Annotated in this window: 14 protein-coding genes; 10 read left to right on the top strand and 4 right to left on the bottom strand. The window is 40.0% G+C overall.

What is annotated here, in order from left to right:
- Window positions 1-13: 13 nt before the first annotated feature.
- Window positions 14-949 (bottom strand): SDR family NAD(P)-dependent oxidoreductase, encoded by a 936-nt coding sequence (locus tag M3234_RS05975; RefSeq protein WP_262303828.1) that lies wholly within the window; start codon window positions 947-949, stop codon window positions 14-16.
- Between the two features lie 82 nt (window positions 950-1,031).
- Entirely contained in the window at window positions 1,032-1,601 is a 570-nt protein-coding gene (locus M3234_RS05980; protein ID WP_262303829.1) for a TetR/AcrR family transcriptional regulator, read from the bottom strand.
- 235 nt (window positions 1,602-1,836) lie between these two features.
- On the opposite strand from M3234_RS05980, the gene M3234_RS05985 reads away from it, so the two are divergent.
- The 5 genes from M3234_RS05985 to M3234_RS06005 all read left to right on the top strand — a co-directional run bounded on the left by M3234_RS05985 (window position 1,837) and on the right by M3234_RS06005 (window position 7,785).
- Window positions 1,837-2,121, top strand: a complete 285-nt coding sequence (locus M3234_RS05985) for a hypothetical protein (protein ID WP_262303830.1) — start codon at window positions 1,837-1,839, stop codon at window positions 2,119-2,121.
- A gap of 39 nt (window positions 2,122-2,160) precedes the next feature.
- A complete protein-coding gene (locus tag M3234_RS05990) occupies window positions 2,161-2,418 on the top strand; it encodes a hypothetical protein (protein WP_262303831.1) in 258 nt (85 codons plus the stop codon).
- 242 nt (window positions 2,419-2,660) lie between these two features.
- Complete coding sequence (locus M3234_RS05995; protein WP_262303832.1) at window positions 2,661-4,931, top strand: ATP-binding cassette domain-containing protein; 2,271 nt, start codon at window positions 2,661-2,663, stop codon at window positions 4,929-4,931.
- A gap of 113 nt (window positions 4,932-5,044) precedes the next feature.
- Window positions 5,045-6,703 (top strand): hydroxylamine reductase, encoded by a 1,659-nt coding sequence (gene hcp, locus M3234_RS06000; RefSeq protein ID WP_262303833.1) that lies wholly within the window; start codon window positions 5,045-5,047, stop codon window positions 6,701-6,703.
- A 239-nt stretch (window positions 6,704-6,942) separates the two neighbouring features.
- A complete protein-coding gene (locus M3234_RS06005; protein ID WP_262303834.1) occupies window positions 6,943-7,785 on the top strand; it encodes a Cof-type HAD-IIB family hydrolase in 843 nt (280 codons plus the stop codon).
- Window positions 7,786-7,840: 55 nt separating this feature from the next.
- On the opposite strand, the gene M3234_RS06010 is transcribed toward M3234_RS06005, so the two are convergent.
- Complete coding sequence (locus M3234_RS06010) at window positions 7,841-8,692, bottom strand: Cof-type HAD-IIB family hydrolase (protein WP_262303835.1); 852 nt, start codon at window positions 8,690-8,692, stop codon at window positions 7,841-7,843.
- Window positions 8,693-9,071: 379 nt separating this feature from the next.
- Here M3234_RS06010 and M3234_RS06015 point away from each other — a divergent pair, with 379 nt between their 5' ends.
- The 5 genes from M3234_RS06015 (at window position 9,072) to M3234_RS06035 (ending at window position 12,430) form a co-directional block, all read left to right on the top strand.
- Complete coding sequence (locus tag M3234_RS06015; protein WP_262303836.1) at window positions 9,072-10,154, top strand: hypothetical protein; 1,083 nt, start codon at window positions 9,072-9,074, stop codon at window positions 10,152-10,154.
- A 17-nt stretch (window positions 10,155-10,171) separates the two neighbouring features.
- Window positions 10,172-11,476: a WD40/YVTN/BNR-like repeat-containing protein gene (locus tag M3234_RS06020; protein ID WP_262303837.1), complete on the top strand. Its 1,305-nt coding sequence runs from the start codon at window positions 10,172-10,174 to the stop codon at window positions 11,474-11,476.
- A gap of 48 nt (window positions 11,477-11,524) precedes the next feature.
- Window positions 11,525-11,908: a VOC family protein gene (locus M3234_RS06025; protein ID WP_262303838.1), complete on the top strand. Its 384-nt coding sequence runs from the start codon at window positions 11,525-11,527 to the stop codon at window positions 11,906-11,908.
- Window positions 11,909-12,088: 180 nt separating this feature from the next.
- On the top strand, window positions 12,089-12,247 hold the full coding sequence (locus M3234_RS06030) for a hypothetical protein (RefSeq protein ID WP_262303839.1): 159 nt from the start codon (window positions 12,089-12,091) through the stop codon (window positions 12,245-12,247).
- Window positions 12,248-12,283: 36 nt separating this feature from the next.
- Window positions 12,284-12,430 carry a hypothetical protein gene (locus M3234_RS06035; RefSeq protein WP_172799147.1) on the top strand — a complete coding sequence of 49 codons (147 nt, stop codon included), beginning with the start codon at window positions 12,284-12,286 and terminating at the stop codon, window positions 12,428-12,430.
- A 233-nt stretch (window positions 12,431-12,663) separates the two neighbouring features.
- Here the strand turns inward: M3234_RS06035 and M3234_RS06040 are convergent, their stop codons facing one another.
- Window positions 12,664-13,020 carry a response regulator transcription factor gene (locus M3234_RS06040; RefSeq protein WP_262303840.1) on the bottom strand — a complete coding sequence of 119 codons (357 nt, stop codon included), beginning with the start codon at window positions 13,018-13,020 and terminating at the stop codon, window positions 12,664-12,666.
- Window positions 13,021-13,083 lie beyond the last annotated feature (63 nt).

The raw sequence follows: 13,083 nt of genomic DNA on the forward strand, positions 1-13,083 counted from the left end.
AAGCAAATTCCCCCTACATCTTCTGCTGCATCCAATGTAATGTTTTCTGGATTCCTTTTGAATACGGCGTCCGTGGTACCGGCCCTATTTTTGCTTCGTACTTCTTCCCGCTCAAGATTACGGGGTTCTCTGTCAAGTACATCATCTCTACCAGCTCCCTCATGAAAGGCTGAAAGATTCCCATGAAGCGAATCATTGTTTTTGACACGGTTCTGATTGACTTTGTATATCCTGCTTCCTTTCGTAAAATCTCAATAATTTTTTCGCCCGTTATCGGATGCGCGGACGGAATGTTCCAATTTTGATTGTACGTATCTTCGCGTGAAGCTAATTCCACCATCGCCTTTGCAGCGTCGAATGTAAAAATAAACTCACGAGCGATCTTGAGACCACCAACGAAATTTGCAGTTTTATGCTGAACTACGTTTTTGAGCGTTTCATGAAGGATTGTATTTTCCGCATTGGGTCCGTATACATCCGGTAAATGAACAATTAATGAAGGGACACCGCTTCCTTTCAATCGATTTTCCATTGCAAGCCGGATTTTCCCTTTTTTTGTATGGGGCTCCTTCTTCGTCTCTTCATTGGCTTCAACGTGGGATTGCCTTCCATATGCATAAATATTATCGACTAGGGCAACTTTTGCTTGGTGCTTCTTTGCAGCCCGGATGACTATCTCGATGCATAAAGGATGCTTCTCCTCCCATTCTGGATAAGGAAAGCTTACTGCATGAAAGATGACATCGACACCCTCAGATGCCTCGACAACGTCCTTTTCCACTAAGGCATCCCCCGGAAAAATGGTTACCTTCGATTCCTCATGATAAAGAGCGTGTAACTTTTCTTTTCCCCTAGAAAAAGCAACCACCTCCAGACCTCGGCCAGCCAACTCACGAACTAATGCATACCCGATTCCACCTGATGCACCTAAGACTAGTGCTTTCTTCATTAATAACATCCTCCTTTTTTAATTGACCGCTGGTCAAACACTGCTAAAAAAATAAAGGGAAGCTCAAAACCGGCAAAATGATTTAGTGCAATCCTTTTATGATAAATTGTACATGTGATTTAGCTGCCAGCTCCGCTTCATCAAAGCGTTCAACATATCCACAGTAATGTGACACAAAGCCATGCAGCGCGATAAATGCCGACCAAACATCGATAATCTTCAGTTGTTTCGTAGATAAAGATTGGACCGTTTGGGCAAATTTTTGATAACAGAGGTTGGCTGCTTCCTGGGAAAGGCTATCCACCTCCGTATTCCTTACCATAAACATGATTTCATACTGACTTTGATGGTTTAATCCGAATTCAATAAAGCGAAGAAGCAGGTTAGAAAGCTTTGTAGCATCATCTTCAGGCCCTTGAATTGATTCTTCTATAAGATTGTTCAATATCGAAAAATCATCTTCGACAATCGCATAAAACAGTTCTGCTTTATTTTTAAAATGGTAATAAATCGCACCGTGACTACAGCCTAGTTCCTTTGCTATATTCCGCATGGAAACTTGTTGAAAACCTTTTTCGACAAACTTGGTCCGTGCTTTCTGTAAAATTAATTCTCTTGTCAGCTCTTGGGATGCTGTTTTGCGAGGGGACATATTCAAACTCCTTTAATTGACCGCTGGTTAATAATAAGCATAACACGTACTATTTCAAAATGGAAGTAATTTCTAATCGATACACCATTACTAATGAATCCAAGCTGTAAAAACAGGCAATCAATGAGCTGTCAGTTGCAGAGAGAAGAACCGAGACGGTACCACTGAGATTTTAGTCTTGTAGAAAATGTTATAATATAGAGTATTATTTGTATTTCTTAATGGAGGCAGTTAAATGGATTTATATAAAATTGCGGAGAATATAAATATTTTAAGTGACTTTCTTGGAAAAAAAGAGATAGATTCTTTGTCTAGTCGTGACTTGGAAGAAAAATACTATATTTCACAAGCGGATTTGCTGATTTTATTTGGAGGCAGTATTGGATACGGCCCTAACGGAAAAAATTATATTGCTCATGTTGATATTCCTGTTTATGTTTTGAAAGCATATGATGAGTTAAAAGTTGAATATGGAAATTTGATAAGAGCTGCAAATCCTTTGTACGCTTCAAAACAATAAGCTGGAGGGTCCACACTGAATAGATAGGGGTGTTATCCAATGGTGAGGAATGATTGGTGCATTGTTTTAGGAATGATTTGGACGATTATTTTTTCGGGCATGAGTTTTTATTGGGCAATGGGAGGCATGCTTGGTGTTAGATCTCTAGGAGGGTCTATTTATCAGATGTCCCAAAACCCTTCCCCTTCATTCGTGATGATTGTATGGCTTACCGGTGTCATTAAATTACTTGGATTCCTATTTTTGTTGATGTTGCTTGTACAGTGGAAGAAGCCTATAATACCCCGTATTCTATAATTCGTTGCGAAAATGGTAGGGGCTTTATTGTTTTTATATGGATTTCTTAATTTTGTTACCATTACATTAAGTGCGCTAAATATCCTAGATTTTGATTTAGATTCATATGCAACGTTTTGGAGGTTACTATTCTGGGAGCCATTTTGGATGATTGGTGGGGTTTTTTACCTTTATTCCATTAAAAGCAATAAAACTTCATTGAAGGCACCTTCTTAATAGATAACATCAGAAAGGATGATAATATGTCAGAAATAAAAGATGAAATCATTTTAAGAGGGCTTAAAGAAAATAATTTAAAAAATGTAGATTTAAACATACCAAAAGAAAAAATCATCGTATTTACTGGACTTTCAGGTTCAGGAAAGAGCTCTGTCGTTTTTGATACATTGGCAACAGAAAGCAGAAGACAAATGACGTTAAACTATCCTCTCTATGTCAGAAATCAAATGCCAAGGTACGAAAGACCGCACGCCGATCTTATGCAAAACTTAAGCCCTGTTGTAGTAGTTGAACAAAGACCTATAGGAGGAAATTCCCGCTCAACAGTAGGCACCTATATGGATATCAATCCATTAATCAGACTTTTGTTCTCGAGAATAGGAAAGCCATCCATCGGTTCTGCCAATGATTTTTCAAGTCAAAGTTCCTTTGGCAGATGTCAGGAATGTGGAGGATTTGGGGAAGTAATTACGCCCGATATAAATAAGCTTGTAGATTTCGATAAATCTCTTCGAGAGTATGCCATTAGATTTAAGCCGTTATCTCCTTCAGGTTGGCAAGGTAATTGGATGATGACGTGTGGATTATTTGATCCGGATAAACCGATAAAGGACTACTCAGAAGAAGACCTCCACCTGCTATTATATGGTCCCCGGGAAGGTCAAAGAGCCTATGCGCCATTTCACACAAAAAATGGACCCCATAATGCAGAGTGGGATGGGTTATTGCCTAGATTTACGCGGGTCTATATAAATAGAGATATCTCAAAACTAAAACAAGTATCCCAAGATGATGTATTAGCAATGTCAACACATTCATTGTGTCCGACATGCCAAGGTTCAGGCCTAAACCCCAAGGTATTGGAATGTAGAGTAAATGGCCTAAATATCGCAGAGTACGACCAATTAGAACTTCCAGAATTACTAAAAGAATTAAAGAACATAAGTGACCCTATGGGAGAATCGATCGCTAAACAAGCAATCCCGCATGTAAAACAACTAGTCGACATGGGGTTAGGATATTTGAGTCTATCCCGAAAAATGGGCACTCTGTCCGGCGGCGAAGCTCAAAGAGTCAAAATCGCCCGTCATCTAGGGAGCAGCCTAAACAATATCACATACATATTCGACGAACCGAGTGCAGGGCTCCATCCAGAAGAGGTGGAACTGTTAATACAGATGTTAAAAAGGATAAAAGATCAACATAATACGGTAATCGTAATCGAACACGATCTATCCGTAATAAAAACAGCGGATGAAATAATCGAGATGGGACCAGGAGCAGGTGTAAATGGAGGGGAAGTTGTCTATCAAGGCAAATTAGCAGGACTAAACAACACTCCAACCGCAACAGCTCTAAATCACAAGCTAAAAATCAATAAACATCCAAGGGTTATAGAAAGTTATTTTAAAATAAACAGAGCAAATAACAATAACTTAAAAAATATAAGCGTCAATATTCCTAAAAATGTCTTGGTCTGCATTTGTGGAGTATCTGGTTCAGGTAAAAGCTCCTTAATGTTGGAAGCCTTCCCAGAAAAATATCCGGAAACGATAATGGTAGGACAAGGCAGCATCGGCATCTCCAGCCGTTCAACCCTAGCTACCTATATGGGAATAATGGACGATATTCGCACAATATTTTCAAAAGAAACAGGACAACCAGCAGGTTTGTTCAGCTTTAATTCTTTAGGAGCATGCCCTATCTGCAAAGGGAAAGGAGTCCTAACACCAGAAGTGGCATTTGCAGATCCCGTGACGATCCCTTGCGAAGCATGCGGCGGAACAAGATATTCGGACGAGGCGCTGTCCTATCGATATCAAGATAAAAATATTGTAGAGATTCTAGATTTAACGATCGACGAGGCAATAATTTATTTTAAAGCGCCAAAGATTATAAAAAGAGTGCAAACGTTAAAAGACGTAGGACTAGGATACCTGACCTTAGGACAGACGACAAGTTCCCTTAGCGGAGGGGAAATCCAACGATTAAAACTGGCAAGCCATTTACAAAAAGAAGGACAAATTTACCTATTAGATGAGCCATCTCTAGGACTACACTCAGCAGATAATGAAAAACTCTTAGACGTTTTTCAAAATCTCGTCAACAGAGGCAACTCTGTTATCATAATCGAACATAAACTAGACTTTATCGCGGCGAGCGACTGGGTAATAGAATTAGGTCCTGGAGGAGGAAAACAAGGCGGACAGATTATATTCGAAGGCATACCAGAAGAGATGGTACATGCAGACACATTGACAGCGAAATGGTTTAAGCTGCATGAAAAATTTTGACATATTCATGACAAGTGAAATTCTGTGATTTGGTTCACATTAAAGACCAGCCAAAACCAATATGCTAAATATGTGAAAGAATTGCACATATTAGTTTTTTGGAGGTCTTTTTTATGAGTATGTTTTGCCATCAATGTCAAGAAGCCTTGAAAGGAATTGGTTGTAACTTAAATGCAGGAGTATGCGGAAAGACAAGTGAGGTTGCGAATCTGCAAGATTTGTTGATCTACACGTTAAAAGGTGTTGCTTTGTATAATCAACAAGCACGTCAGGCTGGCATTCATCTCCCAAAAACCAATCGTCTGATCATAGATGGTCTTTTCACGACTATTACCAATGCCAATTTTGATGAGCACTCGATTTCAAAGCGAATCGAAAATGCTCTTCAAGAGCGCGATCTTATCAAGAGCAGACTAATCAATCAGGGTGCCTTAGAAAAACGTCAATATCCAGAATATGCTACTTGGACTGGGAAACGGAATGAATTTGTAATGAAATCTGAAGAAGAGCAAGTCGGTATTCTCTCAACAGAGAACGAGGATGTTCGAAGCTTGCGTTCTCTTGTCTTATTCGGGTTAAAAGGTATGGCTGCCTATGCTGAACATGCCCAGAATTTAGGGTATGAAGATGAAGCGATTTTTGACTTTATCGAGAAGGCCCTCATTGCAACCGAAAATGATACAATAACAGCGGATGATCTGATCAGCTTAGTAATGGAAACAGGAAAATTTGGTGTTGATGTGATGGCATTACTGGATAAGGCCAATACCACTTCTTATGGTCATCCTGAAATGACGGAAGTAAATATTGGTGTACGTAACAAACCGGCCATTCTTGTTAGCGGTCATGATTTGAAAGACTTTGAAGAACTTCTAGAGCAAACAGCGGGCACAGGTGTTGATGTGTATACCCACTCTGAAATGCTTCCTGCAAACTATTATCCGGCCTTCAAAAAGTATGACCATTTTGTCGGCAACTACGGGAATGCTTGGTGGAAGCAAAAAGAAGAGTTTGAAAGTTTTAACGGACCAGTCTTGTTTACAACCAACTGTATTGTACCGCCTAAAGCAAGCTACTCTGACCGTATTTATACAACAGGTGCAACCGGGTATCCAGGATTTAAACATATTCCTGACCGCGAGGAAGGCGGGAAGAAGGATTTTTCAGCGATTATTGAACATGCGAAGAAATTGCCAGCCCCAACACAAATTGAGGAAGGAACCATCGTTGGCGGCTTCGCACACAATCAGGTGGTTCAATTAGCCGATCAAGTGGTTGCTGCTGTCAAATCTGGTGCCATCAAGAAATTCTTTGTAATGGCAGGCTGTGATGGAAGAATGAAGTCACGTTCCTACTATACAGAATTTGTGGAAACACTTCCGAAAGATACCGTCATTTTAACAGCCGGTTGTGCAAAATATCGATACAACAAGCTGCCTCTTGGCGATATCGGCGGCATTCCGCGTGTACTTGATGCCGGACAATGCAATGACTCTTACTCTTTAGCCGTGGTTGCCATGAAGTTAAAAGAAATCTTTGAGTTAAATGATATTAATGAATTGCCAATCGAATATAACCTGGCATGGTATGAGCAAAAAGCGGTGATTGTCCTATTGGCCCTATTATATCTGGGAGTGAAAGAGATAAAATTAGGACCTACACTTCCTGCGTTCCTATCGCCAGGTGTAGCGAAAGTCCTTGTTGAAAACTTTGGCATCAGCACCATTTCAACAGTCCAAGAGGACATGGAAGCATATATGGCTTTAGCTTAATCGAATGAAAACAAACGAACAGTAATAACCTTAACCTTAGCCTGGTTCTGTGGTTTTGATGGTAGTGTTTTTTTAAAAAGGTTCCTTTCAGAAGCGAATGTAATAGATTCGTGATGAGGGGGATCTTTTTTTAAATCTTCCCCTAATATAATTGGTTTTGATAAAATGGATAATGAGTACAAATGAATGAATGGATCATTTAAAAAAATCATTACCATAACCATAACGGAGGAACTGAGATGCCTATTAAACTTATCGCTGTCGATATGGATGGAACTTTTTTGAATAATCAACAGGACTATGACCGGGAACGCTTTCGCAAGCAATATCTAAGAATGAAGGAAGAGGGAATTCGCTTTGTGGTCGCCAGCGGAAATCAATACTTTCAGTTGAAGTCTTTTTTCGGCGAGTTTCAAGATGAGATTACATACGTTGCCGAAAATGGCGCTTTTGTTGTGGATCAGGGTGAGGAATTATTTTCGGCCAATATTCCGGGGGAAGTCGTAAAGGCTGTAACAGAAGAAATTTTGCAGCACACTCAGATTTCTGTTGTTTTATGTGGAAAAGAAAGTGCTTATGTTTTGGAGAGTCTCCCGGAGGAATCTTTTGGTATTATCAATAGGTACTATCATCGGTTAAAACGTGTGACGACTTTCGATGTGGTTGATGATCAAATTCTAAAATTTGCCTTGGCTTGTCCGTTTGAAGAGACCGAAGGGTTGCTTGAATTGCTTCAGAGCAAAATAGGCATGTACATGACACCTGTTTCAAGCGGTCACGGTGATATTGATTTAATTTTACCAGGGTGCCATAAAGCAGCGGGAATTGAACTGCTGCAAGAGAAATGGGGTCTTAACCCGGGGGAAATGATGGCGTTTGGCGATGGCGGCAATGACATTGAAATGCTAAGGCATGTTTCCTACAGCTTTGCCATGGAAAATGGCAGTGAAGCAGTCAAAGAAATAGCCAAATACATAGCCCCTCCCAACACCAACAACGGTGTGTTAGAAGTGATTGATCAGTATTTTGACAAGCAGGGGCCATTCGCGAACGAAAAACAAGTTATGATGGATGCATTTTAAAGTGGTAAACAAGAAAGGCATGTAAACAGGCTTCCAGATTTACATGCCTTTTTTATTAGAATTCGATGTTTTTGAAATACTTACTTAATGTAAAAGCAATCCCATCTTCTTCATTAGAACGAGTCACTTCATCTGCTACTTCTTTTAAGTCATCTACTGCATTGGCCATTGCTACGCCGATTCCAGCATATTTAACCATGGTGGCATCATTGTGCCCATCCCCAAATGCGATCATTTCTTCCCTTTTATATCCCATTGGAATTAGCACAGTATCCAATGCCTTTGCCTTATCAATTCCGTTAGCCGTATATTCGAAGTAAAATGGAGCGGTAAACATACAGCTTAAGTTGTCTTTGAATGGTTCCATCATGGCTTTGTAATTTTGCTGAAGGTAATCAGGATCTCCTGCAGTTAAAATTTTATTTAATGGATAGTCTGCAAATGCGGCTAAATCATCCACCTCACATAACTTGTATTTACCGCCACGTGATTCATATTTGATAATATTAAGTGTGTTCCCATTGTATTCAATTTCATTGTTGAACACATCGTTCACATACATATAGTCATCTTTGTCAATCATTGGCTTAACATCAAACTTCTTCATATGCTCCAGTACAGCTTGTCCTTCCTCAACACTCATCGTTTCGTTGAATAATACTTCGTTTGTCTGACAGTCAACAACCTTTGAGCCATTAAACGAAACGAGTAGCCCATTATTTTCATCCATTTTTAATTCTTTGGCAAAATCCATAAGTCCAGAGGTTGGTCTTCCGGAAGCTAGGATTAAAATCGCTCCCGCTTTTTGGGCTTTCATTAAAGCATCCTTCGTCTTTTCGCTAATGACTTTATTGTTGTTAGCAAGCGTACCATCTACATCCATAATAATAACTTTAATATCGTTCATGTTAATTCCACCTTAAGTGTTATGGTAAATTAGACAAGTATTAAATCTGTCTTTTTATCTATAAATAAATCTTATCATTTATAGAAAAGGAGATTAATAAGCCTGAAACAATTAATTATTTGTGACAGAAGAAGATAAGAGTTACAACGTTGTAACAACCTGTTACTTAGGGGGGGCAGGGACGACTCACAGCTCGATTGTCCCTAAGCATTAAGTCGATGTTAAAAATCCAGCACAGTGTTACTTGCTTCCATATGATAAAATAGAAATAGTGCATAAATCGAGTATAGATCGTTGTTGAAAGCAGTGATGGGAAATGGTAATGGAAAATCCATTGAATAAAAAAATATACCGAGGACTACTTTTAGGAGAGATAATTTTGGGTAGTAAAAGCACCCTGATCATCCTTTTGCTATATGTTTTATTGTGGCGAGTTACCTACACGATTTCACTAATCGGGCAATTGAAAACCAATATCCCGATTTTTCTAGCACTCTGCTTTTTGTTGCTTGTCATGTTTATACATATTATTGTTGTTTATCGTAAGTATATGAAACAAGACTGGATCTACCAAAGTGCCAGCCAGATTGAAATCAATGAGAAGCAATTCGTTTTTGTATCAAGGAATTCTATTGACCGTTATGTAATACCCATGGGAACTTTAACAAAAGTAAAAGAAAATAAAAAGTGGTATTTCCTATACTTTCAGGATCACATGTTTGTCCCGATATTAAAGGTTACGGGATATACTCCTGATCAAAAGCCCGCTAGGCCGATTCTTTGGAAATGGACGGTGTTGATTTTTTCACTGGTTACCATTTTAGGAGGATATTATGTTGGTTCCAATACGGTCAATTTTAGAGGGGCTTTAGCTTGGAAAATCTTCGAGTGGAGAACAGAGACGCGACTGAAGCTAGAGGATGATAATTTTTATACAACCAGGCTGGAAGGAATCATCGATGCTGTTAAAGCGGAAACGGAACTGGAACCGTATTTGATGACCAATGATTTAAAAATAGAATTTAACAAGGATGGGACCATCACAGATATCTACACGTATATTTACGGATTTGACGAAAACCAAAAGTTACAATCGGGATATTTAATTTATACAAAGGGAAATAAGTTCAAGCTCCATAAACAGGATTGGAAAGGGCAAGGAACCGCGTTTTACAATCCGAACAACGATTTAACGATTGTCATTAAGATGCTGAACTGGATCCCTGTTAAAGAGGAAGTAAAGCAGTGGAATGAAGAAAAGAATGCTGTCCTGTATAAAGGAATAAGAGACTGGAGAAGTCCGGATGGAATTCGTTTTATCGATGAAAAAGGAAAAATTTATATTCCTGCCATGACGGAAACAGAAACAGGTCCAACGGTTTCCTTATACATTCCGGGCAAGGAGGATTTGATTACACCAAAGCGGTATATTTATGAACCATTTTATCGTGGAGATTACTGAAGTAAGGATGAACGCAGATGAAAAAACCTAGCAGTCGATTACTCATTTTCATATCCATATTCATAGTTATTTTCGTTATTTTTCAATTGGTGAATGGGGGACCTGAAACCCCCGATACGGAACCGGTCAAAGTAAAAAAGGTTGATATAAACAGTAAGCTTCCCTATACTGTTCAAGTGGAAGAATCTGATCAAAAACCGGAAACGATTGCTTACCGAGTGTGGTTTGATTTTGTAAAAAATTTAGAGCGTGAAGGAGCGATCGTCAATCCGGGCTTTACTAGATTTACGAAATTGTCGGGGGACGAGAATTCTTTTGAGGCAGCGGTGGTTTTTCAGGTAGGGATCCCGGAAGGAACACAAGAAATCGATTACGGTTGGGGCAAGATGGAGGAAAATAGAATTGTTCCTAACATCGTTTGGAAACTGACGATCAATAAGGAAGAGGAATTAACATATACCTTAACTAAGATTGAGAGAACAACGGATACGGAAATTGGTTTGCCGCCTGTTGAGTCTCTGGAAGAATATCGAAAACAGGCCGGTATGGAGGAACCTTCGAAAAATATTAGGTATGAAATGAAGGATGAAACGCTTAGGGTCACCTATGATAATGGCAAAAACTGGCGGGATGTTCCTGTTCATGTTGGGGAATTATTAGGCAGTGAAACCACTGTTACGAAACAACAGTTAACCGATGGCAGCTATGTGCTTAAACCGGAGATAACAGCGTTTGTATTGAACGGAGGGTCGCGGGTCCTGGTCAGTACGGATAAAGGGAAATCTTGGCATGATGCCGTCGTTTCGGATCAGCTGCCATTTTTGCGCTTCGTAAAACTAGGGTTCACTTCTGCCCAGGATGGATACCTGATCGTGACCGGCGATAAAACGATGAGCAGTGAGGCGCACTTTATTTTTAAAACCAACGATGGCGGGAAGTCCTGGGCTAACGCTGCCCCGGTGAAAGACGTTTATTCTTTAGTGACCGACGGCGGGTTTATTAACGCTCAACTAGGCTTCATGTCCTTTGGTGAATTGCGCTATGAAGTTCAGCCCCCTGTTCCAAACCTATACCGGACTGCCGATGGCGGAGCGAACTGGGAACGCGTAGAGGTTCCGATACCAGAGGAATATCAGGGCTATTTCACGATTGCGGAGGTTCCTACTTTTAACGGAAATGAAGGCACTTTGTTAGTAAAACAAGGACCAGATGGTGATTACTTGGGCGGAAAGGTATTGGCCAAGTTTACCTCGGCCGATCAAGGGAAAACATGGTCATTTGCTGGGTTGGTCGATCCGAACGGAGTGCTTCGAACGAGGTAGGGAGACTTAAAAGCCAAGTAGTAAAAATATCAAAGGAGACAAAACAAAATGAAAATCATTGTTACTAGTTTATTTGTGCAAGACCAAGACAGGGCGCTGGAGTTTTACACAGAAAAGCTCGGATTTGTAAAAAAACATGACATTCCGATGGGGAAATTTAGATGGATTACGGTTGTTTCTCCTGATGCTCCTGAAGGTACCGAGCTTGTGCTCGAACCGAATGAGCATCCTGCAGCACAGGAGTATCAAAAGAAGTTATTTGCCGACGGCATCCCCGCCACCATGTTTGGCGTTGCAGATCTTCATCAAGAGTACAAACGATTATTGGAAAGCGGCGTGAAGTTTACGAAGGAGCCAACCAAAATGGGCGAAGTCACAATAGCGGTCTTCGATGATACTTGCGGCAACCTTATCCAAATGATACAGAAATAACCGATGCACGAGACCCTTGATTTCGGATAATCAAGGGTCTTGTTTTTGCCTATTTTATTATAGGTTTTTTCAAAAAACTATTTTAGAAAACAGGATAGTACCTGATATTTCTATACAAATGTTCGCATAGTTTTCCGCTGCTTAACGAATAATATGAGCGTTAGAGAAGGGGAGATCAGAATGCCTAAACATGAGAAAAATCAGGATGTTGTCGAGCAGCCATTAATGTCAACAGGCACACCAGAGCCTGGGTTTAAGGTGGATTCTGAGAAGTCAGAACCAGTCAGCCCGCCCAAAATTGGTGACACGGTTATTGGAGACGAGGTAAATGAAAGTTAGTCATCGAACAAATTATTTTTTAGGAGCTGAATGGCAATGGAAAAAAAGGATGATTTCCTAAAAGGGGCAAAAGTCACCAACGATAATCAAATTTACGGGACGCCAAATAGCAAGAGCAAAAATGGAACTGGCGATTCGCCAAATGACAATGGCGGAAGGACAAAAGGGATTCCGAACAACTGATCTATCAACCAAGAACTACTTGGTTGATTTTTTTTGCGGACCATTTGTGATGAATTTGGATCGGTTTTGTCCGCAGGACCCCGGGACTTCGGAAAATTTGGAGTGAAATTGAGTTGGTTTTGTCCGAAGTAGGCGGATTCAATATGTTTTAATTAAAGAGCAAATCAATTATTACCATTTCAACCCAATCAAGCAATAGTAAAACAGAGCAGCCGCGAAGGGTGCTCCGTTACTTAGGTATTTGACAATACTTCTTTAATTTTGGAAACCACTTCGCCAGGACTAAATGGTTTGGAGATAAAACCGCTTGCCCCTAATTCCAATGCACGCATTTGGTCTTCTTCTCCGCTTTGTGCCGTTAGTAAAATAACCGGAGTTTCTTTGAGTTTTCTGAGTTCTTCCAGCACCTGGAACCCATTCTTCCCAGGCATAAAAACATCTAAAAGAATTAAATCATAGTTTTCGTTTAAAGCTCTATTTAGGCCGTCCGCCCCGTTATGTTCCACATTGACATGCCAGGTTTCCCGTTGCAAATAAATCCTTAACAGGTTACTGATTCTTGTCTCATCTTCCACAATTAAGATATTCAATACTAGTAGTCCCTCCAAATTATTTCCTTTTCTATATTTCTATAATAGCAAGGGTTTTCCCTT

This window comes from Neobacillus niacini (assembly GCF_023715785.1).
Taxonomy (GTDB): Bacteria; Bacillota; Bacilli; order Bacillales; family Cytobacillaceae; genus Neobacillus; species Neobacillus niacini_E.

Coding starts and splice junctions, on each gene's coding strand:
- M3234_RS05975 (WP_262303828.1), bottom strand. CDS start 949: ATGAAGAAAGCACTAGTCTTAGGTGCATCAGGTGGAATCGGGTATGCA.
- M3234_RS06010 (WP_262303835.1), bottom strand. CDS start 8,692: ATGAACGATATTAAAGTTATTATTATGGATGTAGATGGTACGCTTGCT.
- M3234_RS06020 (WP_262303837.1), top strand. CDS start 10,172: ATGAAAAAACCTAGCAGTCGATTACTCATTTTCATATCCATATTCATA.
- M3234_RS05985 (WP_262303830.1), top strand. CDS start 1,837: ATGGATTTATATAAAATTGCGGAGAATATAAATATTTTAAGTGACTTT.
- M3234_RS05990 (WP_262303831.1), top strand. CDS start 2,161: ATGGTGAGGAATGATTGGTGCATTGTTTTAGGAATGATTTGGACGATT.
- M3234_RS06005 (WP_262303834.1), top strand. CDS start 6,943: ATGCCTATTAAACTTATCGCTGTCGATATGGATGGAACTTTTTTGAAT.
- M3234_RS05995 (WP_262303832.1), top strand. CDS start 2,661: ATGTCAGAAATAAAAGATGAAATCATTTTAAGAGGGCTTAAAGAAAAT.
- M3234_RS06025 (WP_262303838.1), top strand. CDS start 11,525: ATGAAAATCATTGTTACTAGTTTATTTGTGCAAGACCAAGACAGGGCG.
- M3234_RS06030 (WP_262303839.1), top strand. CDS start 12,089: ATGCCTAAACATGAGAAAAATCAGGATGTTGTCGAGCAGCCATTAATG.
- hcp (WP_262303833.1), top strand. CDS start 5,045: ATGAGTATGTTTTGCCATCAATGTCAAGAAGCCTTGAAAGGAATTGGT.
- M3234_RS06035 (WP_172799147.1), top strand. CDS start 12,284: ATGGAAAAAAAGGATGATTTCCTAAAAGGGGCAAAAGTCACCAACGAT.
- M3234_RS05980 (WP_262303829.1), bottom strand. CDS start 1,601: ATGTCCCCTCGCAAAACAGCATCCCAAGAGCTGACAAGAGAATTAATT.